At 59.8% G+C, this 24,200-nt stretch carries 21 protein-coding genes and 1 tRNA gene; 13 read left to right on the top strand and 9 right to left on the bottom strand.

The window, feature by feature from the left end; all coding sequences use genetic code 11:
- Positions 1-232: 232 nt before the first annotated feature.
- The 3 genes from DDIC_RS13065 to DDIC_RS13055 form a co-directional block, all read right to left on the bottom strand.
- A tRNA-Ala gene (locus DDIC_RS13065) sits at positions 233-308 on the bottom strand.
- Between the two features lie 54 nt (positions 309-362).
- Positions 363-1,163, bottom strand: coding sequence for a DODA-type extradiol aromatic ring-opening family dioxygenase (locus DDIC_RS13060; RefSeq protein ID WP_211088883.1), 801 nt, complete (start codon positions 1,161-1,163; stop codon positions 363-365).
- A gap of 366 nt (positions 1,164-1,529) precedes the next feature.
- On the bottom strand, positions 1,530-2,018 hold the full coding sequence (locus DDIC_RS13055) for a GyrI-like domain-containing protein (protein ID WP_136400843.1): 489 nt from the start codon (positions 2,016-2,018) through the stop codon (positions 1,530-1,532).
- A gap of 343 nt (positions 2,019-2,361) precedes the next feature.
- Here DDIC_RS13055 and DDIC_RS13050 point away from each other — a divergent pair, with 343 nt between their 5' ends.
- A complete protein-coding gene (locus DDIC_RS13050) occupies positions 2,362-3,138 on the top strand; it encodes an L-2-amino-thiazoline-4-carboxylic acid hydrolase (RefSeq protein ID WP_136400842.1) in 777 nt (258 codons plus the stop codon).
- A 108-nt stretch (positions 3,139-3,246) separates the two neighbouring features.
- On the opposite strand, the gene DDIC_RS13045 is transcribed toward DDIC_RS13050, so the two are convergent.
- Positions 3,247-4,521, bottom strand: coding sequence for a DUF4910 domain-containing protein (locus tag DDIC_RS13045; RefSeq protein WP_136400841.1), 1,275 nt, complete (start codon positions 4,519-4,521; stop codon positions 3,247-3,249).
- A gap of 435 nt (positions 4,522-4,956) precedes the next feature.
- On the opposite strand from DDIC_RS13045, the gene DDIC_RS13040 reads away from it, so the two are divergent.
- Positions 4,957-5,955, top strand: a complete 999-nt coding sequence (locus tag DDIC_RS13040; RefSeq protein ID WP_168732564.1) for an Ldh family oxidoreductase — start codon at positions 4,957-4,959, stop codon at positions 5,953-5,955.
- 101 nt (positions 5,956-6,056) lie between these two features.
- Here DDIC_RS13040 and DDIC_RS13035 read toward each other — a convergent pair whose 3' ends face one another.
- Positions 6,057-6,761, bottom strand: a complete 705-nt coding sequence (locus DDIC_RS13035) for a DUF554 domain-containing protein (RefSeq protein ID WP_136400839.1) — start codon at positions 6,759-6,761, stop codon at positions 6,057-6,059.
- 250 nt (positions 6,762-7,011) lie between these two features.
- Between DDIC_RS13035 and DDIC_RS13030 the strand changes: the two genes are divergently transcribed.
- The 5 genes from DDIC_RS13030 to slyA all read left to right on the top strand — a co-directional run bounded on the left by DDIC_RS13030 (position 7,012) and on the right by slyA (position 11,536).
- Positions 7,012-7,323 (top strand): antibiotic biosynthesis monooxygenase, encoded by a 312-nt coding sequence (locus DDIC_RS13030; RefSeq protein WP_136400838.1) that lies wholly within the window; start codon positions 7,012-7,014, stop codon positions 7,321-7,323.
- A gap of 23 nt (positions 7,324-7,346) precedes the next feature.
- Complete coding sequence (locus DDIC_RS13025; protein ID WP_136400837.1) at positions 7,347-8,081, top strand: sulfite exporter TauE/SafE family protein; 735 nt, start codon at positions 7,347-7,349, stop codon at positions 8,079-8,081.
- A 145-nt stretch (positions 8,082-8,226) separates the two neighbouring features.
- Positions 8,227-9,531, top strand: a complete 1,305-nt coding sequence (gene larA, locus DDIC_RS13020) for a nickel-dependent lactate racemase (RefSeq protein ID WP_136400836.1) — start codon at positions 8,227-8,229, stop codon at positions 9,529-9,531.
- 235 nt (positions 9,532-9,766) lie between these two features.
- On the top strand, positions 9,767-10,744 hold the full coding sequence (locus tag DDIC_RS13015; RefSeq protein WP_136400835.1) for a lipoate--protein ligase: 978 nt from the start codon (positions 9,767-9,769) through the stop codon (positions 10,742-10,744).
- Positions 10,745-11,092: 348 nt separating this feature from the next.
- Positions 11,093-11,536: a transcriptional regulator SlyA gene (slyA, locus tag DDIC_RS13010; RefSeq protein WP_136400834.1), complete on the top strand. Its 444-nt coding sequence runs from the start codon at positions 11,093-11,095 to the stop codon at positions 11,534-11,536.
- A gap of 77 nt (positions 11,537-11,613) precedes the next feature.
- Here the strand turns inward: slyA and DDIC_RS13005 are convergent, their stop codons facing one another.
- From DDIC_RS13005 to hpsG, 4 genes are all read right to left on the bottom strand, one after another.
- Positions 11,614-12,339 carry a DMT family transporter gene (locus DDIC_RS13005; RefSeq protein WP_247647490.1) on the bottom strand — a complete coding sequence of 242 codons (726 nt, stop codon included), beginning with the start codon at positions 12,337-12,339 and terminating at the stop codon, positions 11,614-11,616.
- A gap of 212 nt (positions 12,340-12,551) precedes the next feature.
- Positions 12,552-13,952 (bottom strand): sigma-54 interaction domain-containing protein, encoded by a 1,401-nt coding sequence (locus DDIC_RS13000; protein WP_136400832.1) that lies wholly within the window; start codon positions 13,950-13,952, stop codon positions 12,552-12,554.
- Between the two features lie 25 nt (positions 13,953-13,977).
- On the bottom strand, positions 13,978-14,919 hold the full coding sequence (gene hpsH / locus DDIC_RS12995) for a (2S)-3-sulfopropanediol dehydratase activating enzyme (protein WP_136400831.1): 942 nt from the start codon (positions 14,917-14,919) through the stop codon (positions 13,978-13,980).
- A gap of 62 nt (positions 14,920-14,981) precedes the next feature.
- Positions 14,982-17,477: a (2S)-3-sulfopropanediol dehydratase gene (hpsG, locus tag DDIC_RS12990; protein ID WP_136400830.1), complete on the bottom strand. Its 2,496-nt coding sequence runs from the start codon at positions 17,475-17,477 to the stop codon at positions 14,982-14,984.
- 709 nt (positions 17,478-18,186) lie between these two features.
- Here hpsG and DDIC_RS12985 point away from each other — a divergent pair.
- From DDIC_RS12985 to DDIC_RS12965, 6 genes are all read left to right on the top strand, one after another.
- Positions 18,187-19,020, top strand: coding sequence for an amidohydrolase family protein (locus DDIC_RS12985; RefSeq protein ID WP_136400829.1), 834 nt, complete (start codon positions 18,187-18,189; stop codon positions 19,018-19,020).
- Between the two features lie 11 nt (positions 19,021-19,031).
- Positions 19,032-20,411, top strand: a complete 1,380-nt coding sequence (locus DDIC_RS12980) for an MFS transporter (RefSeq protein WP_136400828.1) — start codon at positions 19,032-19,034, stop codon at positions 20,409-20,411.
- A 215-nt stretch (positions 20,412-20,626) separates the two neighbouring features.
- Positions 20,627-21,226 (top strand): sulfite exporter TauE/SafE family protein, encoded by a 600-nt coding sequence (locus tag DDIC_RS12975; protein WP_136400827.1) that lies wholly within the window; start codon positions 20,627-20,629, stop codon positions 21,224-21,226.
- A complete protein-coding gene (locus DDIC_RS13840; RefSeq protein WP_168732563.1) occupies positions 21,196-21,372 on the top strand; it encodes a hypothetical protein in 177 nt (58 codons plus the stop codon). Before DDIC_RS12975 ends, DDIC_RS13840 begins: the two co-directional genes overlap by 31 nt.
- A 204-nt stretch (positions 21,373-21,576) precedes the next feature.
- Positions 21,577-22,914: a 2-hydroxycarboxylate transporter family protein gene (locus tag DDIC_RS12970; protein ID WP_136400826.1), complete on the top strand. Its 1,338-nt coding sequence runs from the start codon at positions 21,577-21,579 to the stop codon at positions 22,912-22,914.
- Positions 22,915-23,018: 104 nt separating this feature from the next.
- A complete protein-coding gene (locus tag DDIC_RS12965) occupies positions 23,019-24,128 on the top strand; it encodes a [citrate (pro-3S)-lyase] ligase (RefSeq protein ID WP_136400825.1) in 1,110 nt (369 codons plus the stop codon).
- Positions 24,129-24,200: the final 72 nt, after the last annotated feature.

Genomic DNA, 24,200 nt, shown 5'->3' with positions numbered 1-24,200 from the left:
TTAATTAAATCGCTAATTTACAAGTATTTTTTATACCACACCGAATAAAAAATTCTTTTGCGCCATGAGAGTTTGACCTAGCGGTCGCATCAGAAATTTGTTGTTATCAGTCGGTTGCAGATATGAAAACAATGCGAACTTCTGAAAACGAACCCATTCCTCCATGCATTCCCCTAAAAACGAAAAAACCCCCGACCATCTTTCGATGATCGGGGGTTCCTATTTACCTATCTGGTGGAGCTGAAGAGAATTGAACTCTTGACCTCTTGAATGCCATTCAAGCGCTCTCCCAACTGAGCTACAGCCCCATGAGGAGAAATCAGTTATACCTTTTGGCTGCGAGGCGCAAGTATTTATTGCACTTAGTCAAAAGAAAATGCGGAGAGCGGCGCACCCATGGCCCTGCCGTGCCAGGCAAGCTTGCCCTGCGCCGCACCTGCGGCCCCGGCAATCACCATCAGGGGGATAAGGTGCTCCTCGCGCGGGTGGGCAAAGTGTGCGCCGGGGGCTTTTTGCCACTCCGCAAGGGCGGCGTTGCGCAAGGCGGCGTCCGGGTTACACACGGTTTTTGTCAGCCAGTCGTCAAAAATCGTCGCGCCCTCAATGGACGTGTTGTCTCTGTAGTGGAAGGCCCCCATATTGTGAAAGCTCATGCCGCTGCCCACAAACAGCACCCCCTCGCTGCGCAGTGGGGCCAGCGCGCGGCCAAGGGCCAGATGCTCCTGCGGGTCGAGCCCGCGCCGCAGCGAGATCTGCAGCGTGGGCATCTGCGCCTGCGGGTACATCAGCAGGCCGGGCACAAATACGCCGTGGTCAAAGTCGCGGGTGCTGTCCTCTGCCAGCGTCATGCCCGCTGCCCGCACGCACTGCCGCACCCGGTCAAAAAACTCCGGCGCTGGCGGCGCTGGCCACTGCAATTCATAGGTATGCGGCGGAAAGTCGTAGTAATCATAATACAGCGCGGGATCGCGCGTGGAGAGCAGCGTAAACTGCGGTTGCTCCCAGTGGGCGGAAAAAACAAGCAGCGCCTTGGGCTGGGCGGGCAGCGCGGCGGGGATGCTACGCATCCAGTCGCCAAGGGCCTTCCATGTGTCCGGCGGTGACCAGTCCATAAAAAAACAGGGGCCGCCGCCGTGGGGGATGTAAAATGCGGGCATGATCATGGGTCGCCTCGCTTGCTGGTGGGGTAGCGACGGCTGCGCTTATGCTGATACGCAACCGTACTGCAAGTCTAGCGTCAATCGGCGGCGAGGCCAAGTGCCGCGCAAGGGCGGGCGCATGGCGCAAGGCTGGCGGGGGCGAAAAAGCCGCTATTCCGTATGGCCCCAGCCCCGCTCTGCGGCCAGGGTTTCGCCTTTGTATGCCGGGCTATTGTGCGCCGTTATTTTGCCGCAAAGCACGCTGCCACAGAAGCGCAGGCTCAGTTTTTCCTGCAGGCAGGGCGCGGATTGGCTGGCCACGGCAGGCCTGTCCGCCGTGCTGGTCAGACGGCGGGTCGAAAAATGATTATGCGAAAACCAGAGGCAAGCTCAGCGGGGCAGAATGGGTACGTACACATCGTGCGTGCCAGACTGGAAAAAGCGGCTGTCGTAGCGTTCAAAGCAGGGTTTGTCGACCTGTACGGGAAAGCCCTCGGCCGTTTGCGGCCATACATCATACATATAGTCGTAGGCCTCGCGGAGCATGCCCGGAGCCGGTATACGGCAGCATGCGTACAAGCCCCCCGGCAGAATAACTTCGCTCATGCCCATGGGCGGCTCGGCAATGTCCGGTGCTTCCATGGCCGCCCAATAGTTGAAGGCCAGCCCCTTGTGGTCGGTAAAGACAGAAACCCCGTACGATGGCCCCTGATATGCGTTCTGGGCCTTGCCGCTCAACTCCGGCATGCGGTGGGCAAAAACATCGCTCCACAAACGGGGGCAGTCGACGGGGGCTTTGTGCAGGGTCGTGTGTATACTCACGCCAACAAGGCGCACTTGTTGGTACTGCAGCACCGTGACAGCAAAGGGCACTGGCATGATTGTTCCTCGGCGGGCTTATCATAAGGGCAACAGGTAATAATGGCCTTGCAACGGTCACTGCATTGCCTGTCTTTCGCATCTCAGCAGAACTGCATGAACCAGTTATGCAAAAGTGTCAATATGGTATGCTAGTATGATAGTAGAACCGTATAGGCTATCTTGCTGAATTAACAAACACTAGTTATGTTTTATATATAATATAATAAAATTAAAAAATATTTTGCCCGGGCGCAAACCCGGCCTCGCCGCAGTAGCCCACATGGACAGCCGTTGCGGCTGCCGCTATAAGCAGATCATACCGTAAGCCGCAACCGCACCGCCTTGCGCCAAAGGAGCCGTCATGCACCGCACAGCCAGGTTTACCCGCCGCGAGTTCTGTTCTTTTGCATTGGGAGCGTGCGCCGCCCTGTTGCTGCCTTGCCCCTGCATGGCGTCCATTGCTCAGGGTATTGGCAAACCTGTGAGCGACGAGGCCCTCAACGCCGAGTTTGCCGGTATGTGCGACGGCGCGCAGCAGATGCTGGCCGGTCAGCGCCCGGCGCAGGACCTGAGCGCCATGTTTGCCGAGGCAAAAAAAGTTCACGCGCGCCTGCTGCCCCTGCCTGACATCGGCGGGCCGGAAAACCTGACCTACCCCAGCTTTTTGGTGGGGCCGCAGTATGTGGCGCTGTATGCGGCCATGCGGCCCCACGGCTTCAGCGCGAGGGATGTGGGCAAGCTCGTGTATGACCTGGCCGGGTATAGCATCGCGGAGCAAAAGGAGCTGTACCGCGCCAACGGGCAGCGATTTTTTTTGCCGCAGTATTTTGCCCTGCTGCAGGCCTGGGCCCAGCGCAGCCAGCAGCGGCGCTATCCCCTTGACTGGGTGCAGACTGTCTTTAGGGGGGACGGCATCGGGTTTGATATTGGCGTGGACTACACCGAATGCGGGCTGATGAAGTATTTTGCCGCCCAGGGCGTGCCGGAGCTGGCCCCCTATCCCTGTCAGATCGATTTTCCTACCGCGCGGGCCGAGGGCACGGGGCTTGCGCGCACCACCACGCTGGCCAGCGGCGGCAAGGTGTGCGACTTCCGCTACAAGCAGGGCGGGGAAGTGACCCAGGGGTGGGATCTGTAGAAAACGCCACGGGGCGCGCCCAGATGGACGCGACATGGCAGATGCGCCAAAACAAAAGCGCGGCAGAGGCCCAAACCCCTGCCGCGCTGTATTTGCCGCTTTAGCGGATCAGCATTTTTTGACCGCCAGCACGTCCTTTTCAACCAGCTTGCGCATGGTTTCCGCACAGCGAAAGATATCCCGCCCCACGATGTCGGCCTCTTCGAGCAGAGAGGTGTTGCCGTCGGCGTAGGCAAGCAGATCCATCATCAGATCAACCTGCTCGGTACAGGACGACTTGGTGCTCAGCGTGGGGTACAGGCCCCGTTTGCCCAGCTGCGGCTCGCACAGCACGCGCGGCTCGTAGGTGACGTTTTCTTCCAGCGCCTCAAGTATGCGGGTCATGATGTTTACGCTGCCCTCAAGGCCTTTTTGCGTTACCAGCGAGCAGTCGTCCAGCGAGGTGTGGTACTCGGGGTAGGCGTGGTACTTGCTGCGCATGACGCTGCACAGGGGCAGATCAATGCCGGGCGAGCAGTACTGGCGCTCGTCGCTCTCGCGGTTCAAAAACGTGTAGCTTTTGAAATCGGGCGCAAAATGTCGCAGCACGTGCAGGGCCGCCCTGTCTGCCAGGGTGTCGCCTCGGCGGCTGGGCAGGTACGAATACGCGCGCTCGTCGCCCATGCAGGTAAGGTTGAAGCCCGCTGCCACATTGCGGCGCAGGGCCTCGTAATTACGGCTCAGGTAGGTGATGGAGCCGATGGTCTCGGGCACAAAGACAAAGCGGTACGTGTAGCGACGGGGCTGCTGCGCCGCCCACTGGGCCAGAGCCGTGGCCACCACCGGGCCGGAAAGCTCGTTGTTGGCCATGGAGGGATGGCAGATGTAGGTGGAAAGAAAAATTTCTTTTTCGCACTGGCCGGGGATGACAAGCTCGCCGTAGGTCAGGTGCCCCGGTGCAAGCGTGGAATCGATAACCGCGCGATACATGCCGGGGGCAAGCTTTTGCCGCTGCTCGTGGGAGATGCAGAATCCCCAGCGCCGGGCGTAGTACGATGTGACGTAGGGGATGGCCTTGGGCATTTCGGGCAGCGAATGCAGGTGGTTTTGCAGATCGTCAAGCGAAATTGTGCAGTCCACCGGTTCGGAATAGCCCATGACGTGCAGGTTGGTGTCGGCAAAGTCGGCGATGACTTCGCCCGAGGGACCGGTGAGGCGCGCTCCGGCGATGTTCCATTCGTCCGGAACAGTCCAGTCAAAAACCTTGGAGCCTGAGGGCACTTCAAATGTGCGCAAATTGGGCAATTCTTCCTGCAGTATGCGCAACGTCTGCCGCACCCCGTCGCCCGTTATGCTGCGGCATATGGGGAAAAGCCTGCGGAGAAAGTCGTGGAAGCTCGTCATTATCCTTCCTTGTGGTGCATTGCGTGAGGCAGCATTTCCCATGGGGGGCGGCAGCCCTGATTGCCGTATTCCTGGGGAGCGTCGGCAGCAATGCCTTTCGCGAGCTTGCTTATGGCTACTAGGCCGCGCCGTCAAGCAGCAATTTCCCGCATAAAGGAAAAAGATGCCCGCAATCTCCCACACAGGGCGTATTGTTTCCCGTTGTTGCGCTGATCAAGACTGCCATTCATGATCGCTGGCAACGGGCCTCAACAGGCAGTGCCGGTCTGGCGGGAGCCAGCGTGCCTTTTAAACAATACCATATAGATCGCGCATAGAAAAGCCCTGAATCTGGCGCACTAAATTTCCTTTGCCTCAGCCCCCTATGCTGGTATGCAAAAAGTGCTGGTGCAATGCAAGCAACCGTACGTAAAAACAGCCAGAATTGGAGATAATATGTCTGCCGTTTCACTTACAGAAGCACAAAGTCTGGGCGAAAATATCCTGAAAGCGCACAATGTAGGGCAGCGCAACGCCGAGCTGACCATCGCCTCGCTGCTTCGGGCTGAGATGGAAGGCCTGCCCTCGCACGGGTTTTCGCGCATCCCGTATTATGCCGCGCAGTCGGCCGCCGGCAAGGTTGACGGTCACGCAGTACCCGTTGTGCAAAGGCCAAAACCCGGCGTGGTCACTGTGGACGCCTGCTGCGGATTTGCCTTCAGCGCGTTTGCCGACGGTCTGCCCGTGGCGGCCCAGGCTGCAAAAGAAGAGGGCGTGGCCCTGCTTGCCGTGCGCAATTCGCACCATGCCGGGGTGTTGGGGTTCCCTGTGGCGGATCTGGCGGAGCAGGGTCTGGTAGCTCTGGGTTTTGCCAACAGCCCGGCGGCGCTCGCGCCTTACGGCGGCACAGTGGTGACCTTTGGCACCAATCCCCTGGCCATGGCCTGCCCCCGCAAGGACGCGCCGCCGCTGGTCATAGACCTTTCCATGGGGCTGCTGGCGCGGGGCAAAATTTTGCAGGCGGCCAAAAAGGGAGAGCTTATACCCGAGGGCGCGGCAGTGGACGCGCAGGGCAATCCCACGCGCGACCCGGTCAAGGCTTTTGAGGGAGCGTTGTTGCCCTTTGGCGGCCCCAAGGGCTACGCGCTTGCGCTGATGGTTGAGATCATGGCGGCCGGGCTTACCGGCGCGTCGCTGGCCATCGAATCCTCATCGCTGTTTACGCCCGACGGCCCCCCGCCGCGTCTTGGGCAGAGCTTTGTGCTAATGGACCCGGCAGCCACGGCAGGGGCAAATTTTGTGGACCGCGTGGAGCACCTGCTTGCCTTTATTACCGGACAGCCGGGCGCGCGCCTGCCCGGCGACCGCCGCATCGGTCTGAGCCAGTCTGCACGGCAGAGCAACAGCATTGACCTGCCCGACGACCTGCTGGCCCAGCTGCGGGGCATGTGCTAGCCGCAGCAGTTGTTGCGGCTGGTTTTGTCGCCGGCATCCCCGTTGGCAGCCCGTCATGGCGGCAGCCCGCGGGAGCGTGGGGGGTGGGCTGCCGGGGCCAGTTATTTAAAGGGAAAGTACAGCTCCCACAGGTGCGAGAGCGGCAGAATGATGGCCATCGCGGGCAGCATGTTGATGACCGGGAATATTTTTATTTCGCACATGCGCAGGCCCGTGGCCACAAAGATGACGCCGCCGCAGGCGGTAAAGTCGTTGAGCATGGCCGGGGTCATGAGCGGGGCGATGGTTGTGGCTCCCATGTAGATGAGCGCCAGAATGGCAAACTGCGGCAGGGCGATAAGACTGACGGAAAACCCCATTATGGAGCCGAAAACCACGCCGGTAAACATGTCCAGAGCGGCCTTGGTCAGCAGGATGTCGGGCTTGCCGGTGAGCCCCTCATGAAAGGCCCCCAAAAAGCCCATGCTGCCAAAGCAGAAGGCCGCCACCAGGGTTATGACCATCAGAAAAAAGTTTTCGTCGCCCATGCGTTTGCTTTTCAGCAGGCCGAATATGGCCCGCAGGGCTTTTTGCAGCAGTGCTTCGGCACAAAGTATTTCGCCCAGCATGGTGCCGAGGATAAGCGCCACCGTCACGGCTGGCAGTGCCGAGGACTTGCCCACAAGGGTTGTGCCGAGGCACAGGGTTATTACGCCAAAGATGGAGGGCAGCGCCTTTTTCAGCCGCTCAGGAAAAATATCGGCAAAGACGACGCCGATAATGCCGCCGACAAACAGACCTCCACTGTCCACAATGGGTCCTATCATGTGCGTACTCCGCATGCTGGCATAAATCGTTCTGAAAGGCGGACAGGACTGGCGTATCTGCAGGCCGGAGTGGAGCGATGTGCTGATGCCAAGGTGTTTGCCCAACAATAAAAAAACGCGCAGGCGTTGGGCCGCCTGCGAGCCAAAACATTCACTAAAATGGATTTTGAATGACGGTTGGGTAACACAGGGCCTTGGGGTTTACAACACGCCCGCCAAGGCAGGATCCGAAACAAAAAAAGGAGAAGACATGATTGTTCGCACATGGCACGGCTGCGTTCCCGAGGCGCGCGGCGCGGCTTTTGCCGAGCACCTGCGCAAAACAGGCGAGGACCACGCCAAAAGCGTGCCGGGCAACCTGGGAGTGGCCGTCAGACGCATGAATTTTCGGGGCTGGGAGCATTTTTTCTTTGCCACATGGTGGACATCGCTTGAGGCTGTAAAAGCCTTCGCGGGCGAGGATTACCAGCTGGCGGTGCACTATCCGGACGACGAGCGCTTTGAGCTGGTGCCCGATCCCTACGTGTTTCACCATCAGGTGGATCATATGGAGCCGCTGTAGCGACGGGTTGATCGGGAGAGCGGGTGATATACATACTCATAGGCCTTTGCGGCATTGCGGCCGGCGCCATAAGCGGCGTTGTGGGCACGGGCTCGTCCATCATCCTGCTGCCGGTGCTGAGCCTGGCCTTTGGCCCCAAGGCGGCCATCCCCATCATGGCCGTGGCCTCCATAGCGGGCAATGCGTCGCGCGTGCTGGCCTGGCGGCGACAGATCAACGTAAGGGCTTTTGCCTGGTATACGGTCGCCGCTGTGCCTGCGGCGGTGCTGGGCGTGCGTACGCTATGGATCATGCCCCCGGACGTTTCCAACCTGTGTATCGGCCTGTTCTTTTTTGTGCTCATCGTTTTGCGCCGGGCCAGCCGCACACGCGCCATGCGGCTTGGGCCACGGCAGATGGCGCTGGCTGGCGGGATTGTGGGGTACCTTACGGGCGTCGTCTATTCCACCGGGCCGCTGACCATCCCCATTTTTGCCGGTTTTGGCCTGGCCAAGGGGGCGCTGCTCGCCACAGAGGCGGCGGCTTCCATTGCCGTGTACCTGGCCAAGGCGCTTGCCTTTGGGGCTGTGGGGGGGCTGCCCCTGCCCGTGCTGTGCAACGGCCTTGTGGTAGGGGCAGCGCTGGCGCTGGGCACGTTTGCGGGCAAGCGCTTTGTACTTGGCATGTCCGAGGCTACATTTCGCCTGCTTATTGATCTGATGCTGGCCTGCGCGGGCCTTGCCATGACTGGCAACGCGCTGTTTTGCCTGGCACGGTAGCAAGCAAAATCGGGCAAATTGCGCCCCCTTCACAAAAGTTCGTATGAGGCATAACAGACCCCTGAAGAAGTGCGCGGCGCAGGTATCCGCAGCACAACGTCAAGACGCTGCATTGCGGTACAGCAAAAAAACAGGGACACGATCCATGGCACAGCATTACATGAAATACGGCGACAAGGAATTTTCCGTGCAGCTCGGCAATGGTCTTATCGCAGCGGAACTGCATTCAAACCTGGTTGCCCTGCCCCGCAAAAGCGCCCTTGAACATATCAACGAGGCCCTGGACAACCCCATCGGCAGTCCCCGGCTGGAGGCAATGCTCAAGCCCGGCCAGACCGTATGCCTTGTGGTGCCCGATTCTACCCGGTTGTGGCAGTCGCCCAGCGTCTACGTGCCTGCGGTCGTGGCCCGACTGAACAAGTGCGGCATACGCGATGCGGATATCCGTATTCTTACGGCCACCGGCACGCACCGGTCCATGTCGCGCGAGGAGCACATCGCCATCGTGTCCGAGGATATTTACAACCGCATTACGGTCATCGACCACAAGTGCCGGGAATCGGCCGACATGGTCAAGGCTGGCGTGACCAGCCGGGGAACCGAGGTGTGGTTTAACCGCGTCGCCATGGAGAGCGACCATATTATCCTCACAGGCGGGGTGGTGTACCATTTTCTGGCCGGGTACGGCGGCGGTCCCAAGTATCTGCTGCCGGGCATAGCCAGTTACGAGACCATCCAGCGGCACCACAACCTGGCCCTGAACAACGGCTTTGGCAGTGGAACCAACGCCGCCGTGCGCAGCGCAAATATGGAAAACAGCAATGTTTTTCATGCCGATCTGGAAGAAGCGGCCCTGCTGGCCAAGCCCAGCTTTTTGCTCAACGTGGTGGTGGACGACAACTACAACATCATCAAGGCAGTGGCGGGCGATATGGTGCAGGCCCACCGCGAGGCCTGCGCGCTTGTCGACGCCATTGACGGCGTTGACGTAAGCGAGCGTACTCCCATGGTTATCGCCAGCGCTGGCGGCGCGCCCAAGGACATCAATTTTTATCAGACCATCAAAACGCTGGCCAATGCCCTTGCCGTGGTAAGCCCCGGCGGCACCATCATCATACTTTCCGCCTGTACCGAAGGCTTTGGCAGCCCGGACACGCAGCGCCAGATCTGCGATTTTGACAATATGCAGGCGCGCGAAAAAGACCTGCGCGAAAACTTTTCCATAGGCAGCTACGTGGGCTTTCTGTTTGCGGAATCGGCCGAAAAGCACAACCTGATCATGGTCAGCGCCATGGACCCGGCTGACTTTGCCAAAACAAAAATTCACATCACCAAAACGCTGGATGAAGCTCTGGAGCTTGCAAAAAAATGTAATGGAGGCCGCGAGCTGCGCGCAACGCTGCTGCCGCACGGGGCCAATACCCTGCCCAAGCTTCAGGCCCGCGCGTAGGGTTTGCACGGTTGTTTTGCCAGAAACTTCAAGGCTTTGGATGCTGGTGGCGCAGATAACGCTGCCCGCATCCAAAGCCTTTGTATTTGTTCCCAGATAATAAGCGACAGAAAACGGGGTAAAATTTCATAGACTGCATCACGAGTACACAGGCCCATTGCGAAAGGATGAACTGATTACTTGGAAATGTGTAGAAAATACGATATTCCCTATCAATGCAAATTGCGGGGGTTCAATGCGCATTATCTATAACACGTGTACAGACGCGCCTTTCAATCTTGCGGCAGAAGACTGGCTGCTGCATAACTCTGATGCCGACGTCTTTATGTTGTGGCGCAATGCCTCGGCTGTTGTCGTCGGCCGCAACCAGAACACGTATTCCGAAATCAACGCGGACTACGTGCGCGAAAACCATATTCCCGTGGTGCGCAGGCTTACGGGCGGCGGAGCGGTTTTTCACGATCTGGGCAACATCAACTTTACCTTTATCAGCCTCAACAACCAGGCGGGGTTGCTGGACTTCAGGCGGTTTGCGGGGCCCATCATCGAGGCGCTGAATTCTCTTGGGGTCCCCTGCAAGTTTAACGGGCGCAACGATATGGTGGTGGGAGAGAGCAAAATTTCGGGCAATGCGCAGCATTCGCACCGCGACCGCCTGTTGCACCACGGCACCCTGCTGTATTCCGCCAACCTTGATTCCGTCTCCTCCGCGCTCAGGCCCAGCCCGGCCAAATACACCGACAAGTCTGTCAAAAGCGTGCGCGGTCGCGTGCGCAATATCGTGGATTTTTTGCCCCAGCCCATGCCCATTGAGGCGTTCATCGACTATCTCATGCGATTTGTTGCCAGCGACCAGCCCGGCGGCAGCACCTGTCTGAGGCCGGACGAAATAACGGCCATTGATGCCTTGGCCGAAGAACGTTACCGCTCATGGTACTGGAATTTTGGCTATTCGCCCAATTATGCCTTTGAGCGCAGTGCAAAAACGCCGGGCGGCGTGCTTGAAGTGCATATGGACGTGCGCGAGGGCATTATTGTCGACATTCGGCTGTTCGGCGACTATTTTGGCGTGCGCGACGTGGTGGAGCTTGAGGACATGCTTTGCGGCTGCCGTCATGAACGGTCGGCCCTTGAGCGGCGTCTGGCCCTGGTGCATATCGAAGCCTACATCCAGGGAGTGGGCGAGCGCATTTTTCTGGACTGTCTTTTTTAGCCTCTGGCCTTGGCGGCAAAGGGACTTTTGCCGCCCCAGCACCGAATCTTGCGGCCCCTTGGGCGCATTCTGCATTGTCTTTCGCCAGTATACTTCGTAAGTTTTGCGCATCTGGTTGCGCGGCGCTCTGGTGCGCCTGTCGAGAGGAGCCTGTCGGCCTGTATGAACACGCCGGTCAAAAGCCGGGCGCCCTCAATTGTATGCCGCATGCGTGTAAATACTTACATGTCGTTAGTATTACGAGCCGGCATGGGCGCCGCCGCTGGATATTTTGCAAAATGTACAAACATTTTACCCTTTGACAAATAGATAACTACTACTGTTTAGCCATACACCTATGAGGGCAGCATGAGCGCTTCCACGAGAGAAATAGTCGGTATGACCCTTGGCCGCACGGCCCGCATGTGGCGAAACAAGCTTGACGAGCGCCTGTCGCCGCTGGGGCTGACCCAGGCGCGCTGGCTGGTGCTGATGCACCTTTCGCGCATGGGCGGCGAAGCGCCGCAAAAGGAGCTTGCCGCCTCTGTGGGGGTGGAGGGCCCGACCCTCGTGCGCGTGCTGGACGGCCTTGAGCGTCTGGGCCTTGTGCAGCGCCTGGGCGTGGAGGGAGACCGCCGCGCGCGGCGCGTGTGCCTTACCGCCAGGGCCGATGGCGTCATAAGCGATATCATGCGCATAGGTGCGAACCTGCGCGCTGAAGCCCTGCTCGGCATTACTGACGCCGAGATCGAGAGTTTTTACCGGGTGCTGGAGACAATTATGGCCAATCTGGCCGCAGCGCCGTCAAAATAGCGTGCGTTAACGCAGTGCGGGAGCCCCGGTTTCAGGCCGCTTTCGCCGCCCGCGCCCCGGTTGAACCTGCAGGGGCGTTACAGCCTGCGCCGTAGCTGGGGCAGGACGGTGGCGCAAAAAATGCCGCCAAGTATGGCCAGGGCGCTTACCAGCAGGCGCAGGCTCAGGCCCTCGTCCATAAGCAGCGCGCCGCCGACGGCGGTAATGAGCGGCACGCTCAGCTGCACCACGGCGGCGGAGGGCACGCTGAGCCAGCGCAGCACCGCATACCACAGCACATAGCCCAGGGCCGAGGCCAGCGCGCCAGCGGCCAGCGCGCAGGCGACCCCCGCGCCAGACCAGGCTGCGGGCGCGCCCAAGGTATTGAAAAAGGCTCCCCAGACAAGCAGTGCAAGGGCCAGCGGCACGCAGCGGATAAAATTGCCCGCAGTGGCCGCTGTCGCGTCGTTGCCCCCCCTGCCGCAGATGGTATAGACCGCCCAGCACAGGCCGGAGCAGAATATGACCGTGGCCGCTCCCGCCGGGGGGGCGTCCAGCCCCGGCAGCAGCAGATAGACAAGGCCCGCCATGGCAATGCCAATGCCCAGGCTTTGCGCCCTGCCGGGTCGTTGTCCCAGCAGCAGCCCGGCGGCAAGCATGCCCGCCTGCACCGCAACCGCGATGATCAGCGCTCCGGCGCCGGCAGAAAGCCGCACATAGGCCCACGAAAAACACGCCATATAGCCAAACAGCGCCAGCGCTGCGCCCCAGCTGCCCGCGCGTAGCGCATTGCCGCCGCGCCGCCGTTGAAGCAGCCAGAGCATACCGGCCCCGGAAAGGACACGGAGCCCAGTATATACTGCAGGATCAAGAGGTTGTGAGGTCGCCCCCTGAGCAAGGGCAAAGCGGCACAGCAGGGAGTTGGCAGCAAAAAGCGTCATGACCAGCGTTGTAAGCACAGCCACAAGCCAGGGCGAAACCCCGGGGCGATCAGCAGGGCCGTCAGCAATCCCGCCAGCCATGTCGCCCGGCCGCATCAGTCCTGCCGCCTTGCGCCCTGCAACTTGCGGAACACCGTGCTGCGGTTGATCTGAAAAAGTTCAGCCACGCGCTGCACCGAGCCGTGCACCTCCAGGGCCTTGAGCAGAAAATCCCGTTCCATCTCGGCCATGATGTCGCGCAGGGGGCGGCGTGCGGCGAGGATGTCTTCGGAATAGCACGAGGGCTCGCGGGTTGCCCCCGATATCTGCGGGGGCAGGTCGCGCGGCGAAATGAGCGGGCCGGTGAGCGTGATGACCAGGCTGTGCACAAGATTTTGCAGCTCGCGTACGTTGCCCGGCCATGCGTAGGCCGACATGATGTCGAGGGTCACGTCCATAAAGGCCATGGCCTTGTGGTACTTGGCGGTGTACTGGGCAAGGTAGTGCTCCGCCAGGGCGCGCACGTCTTCTTGCCGCTCGCGCAGGGGCGGTATGCGCACGGTAGCAACATTGAGGCGGTAATACAGGTCGCGGCGGAAGGTTCCTGCCTCAACGCTTTGGGCCAGGTCGCGGTTGGTGGCGGCGATGATGCGCACGTCCACCTTGCGGGGGCTGGAGGCCCCAACCCGCATGATCTCTCCGTCCTGCAGCACGCGCAGCAGGCGCGTCTGCATGGAGAGCGGCAGCTCGCCCACTTCGTCCAGAAAAATGGTGCTGCCGTCGGCTATTTCAAAGTAGCCTGCCTTGCCCTTGCTGGATGCCCCGGTAAACGCCCCCGGCATGTAGCCGAACAGCTCCGACTCGGTGAGCGACTCTGATATGCCGCCGCAGTCCACCTTGAGCAGAATTTTATCGCTGCGGGCCGACTGCGAGTGGGTGTAGCGGGCAAAGACGTCCTTGCCCGCGCCTGTCTCGCCAAGGATGAGCACCGTGGCGTCGGTGTGGGCAAACCGCCCCAGCAGCGAGATCACGTCGCCCATGGCTCTGCCGGCGTACACCGGCTCGCGCGATTTGGCGGCGCCCTGCGCTATGTAGGCCAGCTGGTCGTTGATCTGGTCGATGAGCTTGCACTGCCCGGCGACCTGGTCCTGCAGCTGCGCCAGCAGGGTTACATCGCGCGCAAAGGTCACCACCAGGCACAGATCGCCCTTGCCGTCAAAAACAGGAAAGCCCGTAAGCACCAGTTTTTTGCCGTCTTTGAGCTGCTGCACATGGGTGGTGGGCCTGCCCGTGCGCACGATTTCCGGGTTCAGGATGCAGTCAAACGTGCCTTCCTGAACCAGATCCCGCACATTTTTGCCGCGTATCTGCTCCTGGGTGAGGCCTGTAAGCTGCTCGTACATGCGGTTGACGCGCAGGCTTGTGCCTGCGGCGTCACTGATAAAAACGCCTTCGGGCAGGGCGTCGAGTATGCGTTCCACATGTTTTGAAAGAAGCTCGGAAGATCTGCATGCCATAGTTCTGCTGGGGGGGGTAGAAGTGTTAGTGCGGAATACGGACCCTCTGGCCCAGAATGCTCTGCGCCACTGCCTGGAGTCTGTTCATGTGTTCCGCGGCCAGTTTTACCTCGCCCATGGGCACAGGTCTGTCGAGAAACTGGTATTTTTGCGTGCCCAGACGGTGATAGGGCAGCATTTCGTATTCTACGCGTTCAAACGGCTTGAGAAAATTGGCAATGGCCGCCACGGTTTCTTCGTTGTCGTTAAAGCCGGGGATGACCGGCGTGCGCGCCAGAATGGGCAGATCGGGAAACCCCTCCGCCAGAATGCGAAAGTTTTCGAGGATGCGCGTATTGGGCAGACCTGTTTGCGCTTCGTGCGCGGCGCTGTCCATGTGCTTGATGTCAAAGAGCACATAGTTCAGGTATTCCGCAGCCGCGCGGATGGTTTCAGCGGAGACCATGCCGCAGGTTTCCACGGCGGTCTTGATGCGCCGCGCCCGCGCCTCGCGCAGCAGCGCCAGGGCAAATTCGCCCTGCAGCAGGGGTTCGCCGCCCGAGAGCGTCAGGCCTCCGCCCGAACGGGCATAAAAGGCCATATCCTGTTCCACCACATTCAATACATCGTCTACTGTACGCTCTTTGCCGTAAACCAGCAAACCCTGGGCCGGGCAGGCCGCCGCGCAGGGCATGTGGCACGCGGCGCAGTGGTTGCGGTTTATGTTGAGCCTGTCGTCGTCGCCCAGGGTGATGGAGCCGTAGGGACAGGCCACAATGCAGTGGCCGCATTTGGAGACGCCCAGGCAGCGCCCGGCGTTAAAGGCCAGCTCCGGCTCGCGGCGCTGCGATTCCGGGTTGCTGCACCAACGGCATGAAAGTGCGCAACCCTTCAAAAAAACAATGGTTCTTATGCCGGGGCCGTCATGAACCGAATACTTCTGTATGTTAAAAACCATGCCTTGGCGTTGGCAGTCATCCAGACACATAAGACCATCCTTTTATAAAAAGCGGACGCGGCCGGCCGGTTGGCCAGCCGCGTCCGGGGCTGTTACATCACGTCGTGTTCGGTACGGGCAATCAGGTCGTTCTGCAGGTCGGGCGACAGGTCCACAAAGTAGGCGCTGTAACCGGCAATGCGCACGATAAGGTTGCGGTACTTCTGCGGGTCTTTTTGCGCAGCCAGCAGGGTCTGCTTGTTGACCACGTTGAACTGCACATGCCACAGCTTGAGGTCGCAGAAGGTGCGGATAAAGGACACCAGCTTTTCGGTGCCCTGCTCGCCTTCGACGCACTTGGGCGTGAACTTGATGTTGAGCATGCGGGCGGCGCGGTCGCGCATGCCCATGTTCTTGGTGTGGTAGTTGGAGAGCAGAACCGCCGTGGGGCCGTTGACGTCGGCGCCGTGCGAAGCGGAGGAGCCGTCTGAAAGCGGGAACCCGTCGGTGCGGCCGTTGGGCGTGGCCGAAACCACCTTGCCAAAGGGCACGTGCGAGGTAAACGGCACGTAGCGCACGTCGTTGTGGATGCCCAGATCCTTCATGGAGTACTTGCCGCCGTATTCCACGGAAATCTTGTCGATCTCGCGGCCAATGGCGTCGGCGTACTCGTCGTTGTTGCCGTAGCAGGGGGCGGAGCGCAGCATGGCGCGCACATCGTCATAGCCTTCAAAGTTGGCGTTTATGGCCGCAAGCAGCTTGTCCATGCTCAGCTTTTTTTCTTCAAACACCAGCTTTTTCACGGCGGCCAGGGAGTCCACCACCGTGCCAAGGCCCATGTATTCAAAGTAGCCCAGGTTGATGCCTTCGGGGATCTGCTCCTGATGCAGATCGATGCAGTGCTTCATGCACAGGTCGTGCATGGCCGAACCCATGGGCTGGGCAAAGTGCTGGGCGCGCAGCTTGTTGATGATGTACTGCTGGGTAAAGGCCGCCTTGAGGAACAGCAGGTGCTGCTGCACGTAGGCGTTCCAGAATTCGTCCCAGGTTTTGAATTTGCGCGGATCGCCGGTTTCGACGCCCAGCTGCTGGTCGCCGTATTTCTTCATGCGGCCATTGCGCAGCACCATTTCCACGGCGGCGGCAAAGTTGATGTACGCGCCGCCCGAGGTGTAGGTGTCGCGGTTGGGCATGCGGGCCTCGGTGCAGCCCGAAACAGCGTAGTCCAGGGCTTCCTCAAAGGTAGCGCCCTTGGAAACATACAGAGGCACGATTTCTTCGTCATTGATAAGTTTGGGAAAGCCCGAACCGTACTTGATGGTTTCGGCCACGTCCCACAGATAGCGCTCGGGCGCGCGGGAGTGGATGCGGGCCGCAAGGTCGGGGTAGTGCAGCGGAAACTCACGCTTGGACTTGAGGATAAGGTAGGTCAGCGCGTTGCTGGCGTCGCGTCCGTCGGTGGTCTGGCCGCCCACGGTCACGGCCTCCCAGTGGGCGTAGCCTTCGTTGAACGCGCCGCCGGTGGGCGAGATGTACATGTCGATAAATTCGGCCATGCCCACCCACATGCATTCCAGCAGTTCGGTGGCCTGAGCGTCGGTAATCTTACCTTCGGCGCGGTCCTTGGCGTAGAAGGGGAAGAAATACTGGTCCATGCGGCCGTTGGAAATGGTGGTGCCGGTCTTTTGCTCGATGCGCGAGAACATCTGGGTAAACCACTGGCTCTGGCAAGCCTCCCAAAAGTCGCGGGCGGGCTCGCCGGGCACATGGTCGGCGTTGTCGGCCATGCGCAGCAGCTCGGCCTTGCGGGTGGGGTTGGTCTCCTTGGCGGCCATTTCGCGGGCAAGCACGGCGTGCCGCTTGGCCCACAGCACGATGGCGTCGCACACAATGACAACGGCTTCGAGGAAGGGGCGCTTTTCGCAGGTGTCCTTGCAGCTCATGGGGTCAAGGGCGTCCAGCTTTTCCTGGGCTTCCTGCTTGATGCTGTTAAAGCCGCGCTTCAGAATTTTTTCGTAGTCGTGCACCCACTGGATGGACGAGCGGAAGGACGAAGTTTCGTTGACGATAAAGCGCGAGATGAGCCCCATGGGGTCATCATAGGTAAGTTTGTGGATCTCGGCGGGCAAAGCGGCGTTGAGCGCCTCGTGGTAGGTCTTGCCCTTCCAGTAGGGGGCAATCTCTTCAACAACGCGTTTGGCGTCTTCGGGCGTGATTGTGGCGGGCGAGGTCTTGCGGGTGGGCAGGTCGCGCACCGCGATATCAAGAAAGTCGCCGTCCAGCTCGGGGTACAGGATGCCATAACGGCCGTCGCAGCCTGCGCGGCCCAGCAGCAGCTGGTCATCCTGCACGTAGACGGTCATGTTTTTCGCAATGTGCATGAGGGCCTTGGCCCAGCGCAGCACCAGCGGCTGGCCGTCTGTTTCCTGCATGGACTGGGTGAAGAACAGCGCGCGCTCGATGTCGATGCGCGGCTTCTGACCTTCAAAACGATCCAGCAGCTTGAAAACGCGGGTGTGGGTTTTGCGGAACTTGTCTTCCTTGCCCTCGATCTTGTCGTACAAACGCTGTTCCTGGGGGGAGCGGCATTCGCAAGTGGTGGTGCTCATCACGATACTCCTGAAATATGAATATGGGGCATGCGGGACAATCGCGTTGCCGCCGCACGGAGAACGCCGAAAGGGTGTGGCAATCCTCGGTTGTTCTGCCCCTCTGCATGCGATATGCCACAATTTATAATTATTTGATATTATTATACTTTTATAAAAAAAGTTTCGGTTTGCCGCCGGAAGTGCGCTTTTGGACAAGCCCCGGTCGCAAATTTGCACCACTCAGGAGCGGCTTGCAGTAAAAGGGGCATTTATTGCGACGCAAGTTTGCGACACCACCCGTTTGAGGCTGCGACGACCCCCTCCTAACATGAGCAAAATCATCATGTTTCTATTTTCACAAAGTGCTGTTTTGCCTTAGTAGACAACCATTCCTGCTTGTTGCAAATTTGCGACGCAGCGTATAAGTATACTTAATTACTATGTAATTAAAATATATATCTAGCTAGAATTATTGATTTTTATAATAGAAGAAACGAAAAATTGTGGTTTGTGGGCTGGCACACATCATGCAAAACGAAAAAAATCACAAGTCGTGCGGGTTGGAGGCGACCTGAACGGCTTATAAATAGCAACGCCTGGAGAAGAGAGATGGGAAACCGTTTGTTTCCCGCACGGGCGGCCCGGCACGGCAGCCCGCGCGGATCTGGCAAAAGAATTTGCCGCCAGCGCCGCACAACCCCCCAAGCGGGTTCAGGAGAACCGCATTATGAACGTGATTGATTTTCGCTTTCGCCCAAATACGCCAGAGATTATCAACGGCATCAAAAACAGTTCCATGTTCAAGGCCGCTTGCAAGGCCATAGGCTTTGACGCCCGCAAGCCGCAGCCCCTTGACGAGATTGTGGCCGACCTGAACAATCTTGGCGTGGCACTTGGGGTCATTACCGGTCGTGACTGCGAAACCACGTACGGGTTTCCGGCCAACAACAACAGCGTGCTGGAGTTTTGCCGGGCTTATCCCGAAAAGTTTGTGGGGTTTTGGGGCATTGATCCGCACAAGAAAATGGACGCGGTGCGCGAAGTTGAGCGCGTGGTGGCCGACTACGGCATGAAGGGCATTGCCATCGACCCGTACCTTGCGCACATCCCCGCTTCGGAGGCCCGGTTTTACCCGCTGTACGCCAAGTGCTGCGAGCTGAATATCCCGGTCTTCATCACCATGGCCCCGCCGCCGCAGGTGCCGGGAGCCATTCTGGAATACGCGGATCCGCGCGACGTGGACAAGGTTGCCAGGGATTTTCCCGAGCTGACCATCATCATGAGCCACGGCGGGTACCCATTTGTAAACGAGGCCATCTACACATGCCTGCGCAACGCCAACGTGTACATGGATATTTCGGAATATGAGCGCGCGCCCATGGTCGACGTGTATGTACGCGCCATGAACGATCTTATTCCCGACAAGGTTCTTTTTGCCAGCGCCCACCCCTTTGTGGAACTGGCCGACGCCCTTGACGCCTACAGGCACTTCGAACTTTCTGAAGAAGTCCGCCGCAAGGTCATGTATGAAAACGCCCGCCGCGTGCTGGGCCTGTCATAAGGAGAAAACACATGAGCAATGCCGTTAATGACGCACATGCCAAGTCAAACCTGCGCCGCGTGGTTATTTCCTCGCTGATGGGCGCGGTCATCGAATGGTATGACTTTTTTCTTTATGGCGTGGTGGCCGGGCTTGTGTTCAACAAGCTGTTCTTCCCTTCGTTTTCGCCCGGCGTAGGCACCATTCTGGCCTTTGCCACCTTTGCCGTGGGCTTTGTAGCCCGTCCGCTTGGCGGTTTTGTTTTTGGCCATTTTGGCGACAAGATCGGCCGCAAAAAAATGCTTATCCTCACCCTTGAGATCATGGGTGTGGCCACCGTGCTTATCGGCTGCATTCCCTCTTACGACAGCATCGGCATCTGGGCGCCCATACTGCTGGTGACCTGCCGCCTTGCCCAGGGCATAGGCCTTGGCGGCGAATGGGGCGGCGCGGTGCTGATGGCCTTTGAATCAGCCCCGGCCAACAAGCGCGCCTTTTACGGCAGCCTGCCTCAGGTAGGCCTCTCGATCGGGCTTATGCTGGCATCTGGCGTGATCGGCATGCTCTCGTGGCTGCTGCCCGACGAGGCATTCATCGCCTGGGGTTGGCGTCTGGCTTTTGTGCTGAGCGCCGTGCTGGTGCTGGTTGGCGCGTACATCCGTACTTCAGTGCAGGAAACCCAGGACTTTGCCTCGCACAAGGAGCATGTGGAAAAAATCCGCTACCCCATGCTCGACGCCTTCAAGCGTTACCCCAAAACACTGCTGGCCTGCGTGGGCGCGCGTGTTGTTGAAGGTATTGCCTTTAACGTGTTTGGCGTGTTTTCTCTCACCTATCTTACCAATACCTGCGGCGTTAGCCGTACGGTAGCCCTGATGGCCGTGGTTGTGGCCTCGGCCGTGATGGCCGTGTTTATTCCCCTCTGGGGCGCCATGGCCGACCGCACCAGCAAGGGCCGTATTTTCGGCACTGCCGCGCTGCTGCTTGGCGTTACGTCCTACCCCGTGTTCTGGGTGCTGCACAACTACGCCACAACCAACCTGTTCTTTGTCTACCTTGCCATCATCGTGCCCTTCGGCATTGTGTACGCCGCTGCCTACGCCAGCATGGCCAGCCTGTTCTCCGACAGTTTTGACCCCACTGTGCGTTACTCGAGCATCTCGTTTGTGTACCAGTTCTCGGGCATATTCGCCTCGGGCCTCACGCCCATGATCGCCACCATGCTGGTGCAGGCCAACGGCTCGCAGCCCTGGTACCTGTGCGGCTATCTGCTGGCGGCGGGCATTCTCAGCACGATTTCGACCATCTGGCTCGGAACCCTGCGTGAACGCACCGACCTGCTGAAGCCCGCCACGGCCAGCAAGACGGTCGTCGCGAATGATGCCGCCACCGTGACCGACGCGGCGGTTTAGTTTCCTTAGGGCTGAAACACCCTCCTCCCCTGGGCGGGGTCTTATGCCGGACCCCGCCCTTTTCAGTCTTGCGCCGCCCTGCCCCAAACAGCGGGGCGGCGTTTTGTCTGCAAGCGGCGGAGAAGGGCGGCCCGCCCGGACACGGCGAGCGCGTGCCGGGCAAACCCTCAGCCCGGCACGCTGCCGCATGCCGCAGCCGCCGGAAGGAGTTTCTCATGCTGGCGGCACTTGCTGTTTCGTCCTTTCTTGTGGGTACGCTTATCGGCGCAACAGGCGTCGGCGGCGTGCTGCTTATACCGGCCATCATGTATTTTGGCGGGCTTGGTACGCACGAGGCCATGGCCACGGCGCTGTTCAGCTTTCTGTTTGCGGGCATAGTGGCCACGGCAAGCTATCAGCGTTACGGCACTATCGACTGGCGCGTCACTTTGCCGGTTGTGGCTGGCAGTTTTTTGTCCGGCTACGCGGGCGCGCATGTGGGGGCGTATATTCCGGCGCAGGCGCTCAATATGGTGCTGGCCGCGCTGATCGTTTTTTCCAGCCTGTATTCCATGCTGCCTGCAGGGCAGGGCACGGGGCTAGCCCAGCGGCTCAGCCCCAGGGGCAATACGTTGCTGCTCTTTGGCATCGGCCTGTTTACGGGCTTTTTGTGCGGCATGACCGGCGCTGGCGGGGGCATTGTTTCCGTGCCGGTGATGCTGCTTTTCAGTTATGCGCCGCTGCAGTGCATTGCCACCAGCCAGGTTTTGCAGATGGTCATTTCCGTTTCCGGCTCGGCAAGCATATGGGCAACGGTTTTATTTCCTACTCCATAGTCTGGTGGATTACGGCCTGCGAGCTTGTGGGCATCGGCGTGGGCGCGCACATAGCCCATCGCGTGCCGGTGCGACTGCTCAAGCGCATGGTCAGCGGGCTGTGCATGGCCATAGGCGTATTCATAGCATGGCGGGCGCTGGGCTAGGCGCTGGGCTATAGGCACTGGGCCAGACGCAGGCCGGGCAGGGCACTGCGGGGCTGTCGCGCCACGCCCGGCATCCGTCTGGACGGCATAAAAAACCACGGCAAAGTTACATAACTTACGAAACTTTTTTATAACTTACATAAAAAGATTTATCTGCGGCGGCGGCATAGACAAAGATCAAATACTCCACGGAGGGTCAATGTCATGCAAACCGCAGAAAACAACCATTCTGAAGCCGGTTCCGAAGGGCTTTGGGACAAGCTGCTCAATTTCAAGATCGGTACAGTGCCGCTGCCGGTCTATGTGTTCTTTGCCGCGGTGGTCTTTTTGGCCGCACATTACGGCAAGCTGCCCAAGGACATGATTGGCGGTTTCGCCATGATGCTGATCCTGGGTATCCTGCTGGGCGACATGGGCTTGCGGCTGCCCGTGCTCAAAGATATTGGCGGGCCTGCCATCCTTTCCATTTTTGTGCCTTCCGTGCTGGTTTTTTACGGCATCCTGGACGGCCCTGCCAAGGACGCCATCTTCCACTTTACCGGCGGCAAGGGCGGCGGCGCGAACTTTTTGTATTTTTACATCGCCAGCCTGGTGACGGGCAGCATCCTGGGCATGCTCCGGCAGGTGCTCATCCAGGGCTTTTTGCGCATGTTTGTGCCGCTCATTCTGGGCACGCTGGCCAGCTGCATCGTGGGTACCGGCGTGGGCACGCTGCTGGGGCACGGCGTGTTTGAAAGCTTTTTCTACATTGTTATTCCCATCATTTCGGGCGGCGTAGGCGAGGGCATATTGCCCCTCTCCGCCGGGTATGCCGAAATTCAGGGCGTCGACCCCGGCAAGTTTATTGCCATGGTGGCCCCGGCTGCCATGCTTGGCAACGTAACCGCCATCATCTGCGCGGGCATGCTGCGCCGCTACGCCATCAAACACCCTGAAAGCACCGGCAACGGCAAGCTGGTGCGCATGGGCGACGACACCCTGCTGCCCACCGAGGAAAAAGAAGTCATCGACGTGACCATTCTGGGCATGGGTCTGCTTACCGCCTGCTGTTTTTACCTGTTCGGCATGCTGGTAAACATGATCATTCCCATCCCCGCGCCCATCATCATGATTTTGTCCGCCGCCATCGTTAAGGCCTTGGGCATCATGCCGGCCATTGTCGAAAAAAGCGCCAAGCAGTTTTACCTGTTTGTTTCCAAAAACCTCACCTGGGCGCTGCTGGTGGGCATCGGCGTGTGCTACACCCCCTGGCAGGACGTGGTGGCCGTTATCCAGCCCAGCTACGTCATCACCGTCATGGCGACCGTGCTTTCCATGATTTCGTGCGGTTTTCTTACCGCCCGCTTCCTGAACATGTACCCCGTTGAGGCGGCCCTGGTTACCGCCTGCCATAGCGGCCTTGGCGGCACGGGCGACGTGGCCATTCTGTCGGCCTCGTCCCGCATGGAGCTCATGCCCTTTGCGCAGATATCCACGCGTATCGGCGGCGCATCCATGGTGGTCATTGCCGTTATCCTCATGCGCGTATTTTACGCTGGCTAGCAGCGCACGCGATCAGGCTTCCCCGAAAGGCGCGCTTGCGCCTTTCGGGGACTGCCTGTCTTGAACAGCAGCACCGATCGGGCGCATGCCCATGGGGAAAGCGCATGCAGGAGTACCGCGAAATACTGATCGACACGGAACTGGCCGAGGCCCAAAGGCTGCTGGCCTCCGTCGGGCTGGGCATGCCCGCCGGGTGCGACTATGGCCTTGGATATTACGAAGACGGGGTCATGGTCGCCTGCGGGTTTTTGGCGGGCGCGGTGCTGTGCGGTTTTTGCGTAGCGCCTCAGGCGCAGGGCGGCGGAGTTTCCACGGCTATTTTGAGCCGCCTGGTGCTGCACGGCAAAGAGCGCGGCCTGGGCCATTTTTTTATTTTTACCAAGGCCAGCGAAGCGGAAAAGTTTGCGGCAGCCGGGTTTACGCTGGTTGCCAGCAGCGGGCAGGCGGCCCTGCTGGAGCAGGGCCAGCCCGACTATGCGCATTGGCTGGCAGCAACGCGCAGTCAGGTGGCGGCATTTGCGGCGGCGGGGTCCGGCGCTGGCGCAGCCCCCGATGCGACGCCCGGCGCAAATGCCCGCTACGGGCAGACGGCCCCGAACCTTGGGGCCATTGTCATGAACGCCAACCCCTTTACCCGGGGGCATGAATATCTGGCACGCACGGCAGCAGCGGCCTGCCACCGGCTGCTCGTGTTTGTGGTGGAGGAAGACGTCTCTGTAGTGCCTTTTGACGTGCGCTTTAACCTTGTGCGTGAGGGACTGGCCCATTTGCCCAACGTGCTGGTGCTGCCGTCTGGTCCGTACATGGTTTCGCGCGCCAGTTTTCCCGCCTATTTCACTGCCGATGCAACGCGCGGCAGCGTGCACGCGGGCCTTGACTGCGCCATTTTTGCCACCCGCATCGCACCCGATCTGGGCATCTCCATCCGTTTTGTGGGCACAGAGCCTTACGACCCCGTAACCCGCCAGTACAATGCCGTGATGACGCAGCAGTTTGCCCGCAGCGGGCTGACCCTGCGGGAGGTGCCCCGTCTGGAATCAGCCGGAGCGGCGGTAAGCGCCTCGCGCGTGCGCGCCCTGCTGCACGGCTGGGCCAGCGAGGATGACTGGCGTGAACTCCAGACCCTGCTGCCCCCGGCCACCTATAATTTTTTGCGGTCCGGGCAAGGGGTCGAGCTGCGGCGTCGGCTGACCAGTCATGAGGGCCGCCACTGAGAGGGCGGCAGCACGGTTTGGGGCAATTTGTCCGTTGATTTCATGCAGGCGGCCATGCCGCCGGAGGAGACG

Origin of the sequence: Desulfovibrio desulfuricans, assembly GCF_004801255.1 — a bacterium.
In the GTDB taxonomy this organism is placed as follows: domain Bacteria; phylum Desulfobacterota; class Desulfovibrionia; order Desulfovibrionales; family Desulfovibrionaceae; genus Desulfovibrio; species Desulfovibrio desulfuricans_C.
This window is presented reverse-complemented; position numbering and strand designations above follow the sequence as displayed.

Excerpts from the sequence above, each read along its gene's own strand:
- DDIC_RS12975 (WP_136400827.1), top strand. The coding sequence starts at position 20,627 with ATGCTGGCGGCACTTGCTGTTTCGTCCTTTCTTGTGGGTACGCTTATC.
- DDIC_RS13030 (WP_136400838.1), top strand. The coding sequence starts at position 7,012 with ATGATTGTTCGCACATGGCACGGCTGCGTTCCCGAGGCGCGCGGCGCG.
- hpsG (WP_136400830.1), bottom strand. The coding sequence starts at position 17,477 with ATGAGCACCACCACTTGCGAATGCCGCTCCCCCCAGGAACAGCGTTTG.
- DDIC_RS13040 (WP_168732564.1), top strand. The coding sequence starts at position 4,957 with ATGTCTGCCGTTTCACTTACAGAAGCACAAAGTCTGGGCGAAAATATC.
- DDIC_RS13050 (WP_136400842.1), top strand. The coding sequence starts at position 2,362 with ATGCACCGCACAGCCAGGTTTACCCGCCGCGAGTTCTGTTCTTTTGCA.
- hpsH (WP_136400831.1), bottom strand. The coding sequence starts at position 14,919 with ATGTGTCTGGATGACTGCCAACGCCAAGGCATGGTTTTTAACATACAG.
- DDIC_RS13045 (WP_136400841.1), bottom strand. The coding sequence starts at position 4,521 with ATGACGAGCTTCCACGACTTTCTCCGCAGGCTTTTCCCCATATGCCGC.
- DDIC_RS13060 (WP_211088883.1), bottom strand. The coding sequence starts at position 1,163 with ATGATCATGCCCGCATTTTACATCCCCCACGGCGGCGGCCCCTGTTTT.
- DDIC_RS13035 (WP_136400839.1), bottom strand. The coding sequence starts at position 6,761 with ATGATAGGACCCATTGTGGACAGTGGAGGTCTGTTTGTCGGCGGCATT.
- DDIC_RS12980 (WP_136400828.1), top strand. The coding sequence starts at position 19,032 with ATGAGCAATGCCGTTAATGACGCACATGCCAAGTCAAACCTGCGCCGC.
- larA (WP_136400836.1), top strand. The coding sequence starts at position 8,227 with ATGGCACAGCATTACATGAAATACGGCGACAAGGAATTTTCCGTGCAG.
- DDIC_RS13840 (WP_168732563.1), top strand. The coding sequence starts at position 21,196 with ATGGGCAACGGTTTTATTTCCTACTCCATAGTCTGGTGGATTACGGCC.
- DDIC_RS12970 (WP_136400826.1), top strand. The coding sequence starts at position 21,577 with ATGCAAACCGCAGAAAACAACCATTCTGAAGCCGGTTCCGAAGGGCTT.
- DDIC_RS13000 (WP_136400832.1), bottom strand. The coding sequence starts at position 13,952 with ATGGCATGCAGATCTTCCGAGCTTCTTTCAAAACATGTGGAACGCATA.
- DDIC_RS12965 (WP_136400825.1), top strand. The coding sequence starts at position 23,019 with ATGCAGGAGTACCGCGAAATACTGATCGACACGGAACTGGCCGAGGCC.
- DDIC_RS12985 (WP_136400829.1), top strand. The coding sequence starts at position 18,187 with ATGAACGTGATTGATTTTCGCTTTCGCCCAAATACGCCAGAGATTATC.
- DDIC_RS13015 (WP_136400835.1), top strand. The coding sequence starts at position 9,767 with ATGCGCATTATCTATAACACGTGTACAGACGCGCCTTTCAATCTTGCG.
- slyA (WP_136400834.1), top strand. The coding sequence starts at position 11,093 with ATGAGCGCTTCCACGAGAGAAATAGTCGGTATGACCCTTGGCCGCACG.
- DDIC_RS13005 (WP_247647490.1), bottom strand. The coding sequence starts at position 12,339 with ATGCTCTGGCTGCTTCAACGGCGGCGCGGCGGCAATGCGCTACGCGCG.
- DDIC_RS13055 (WP_136400843.1), bottom strand. The coding sequence starts at position 2,018 with ATGCCAGTGCCCTTTGCTGTCACGGTGCTGCAGTACCAACAAGTGCGC.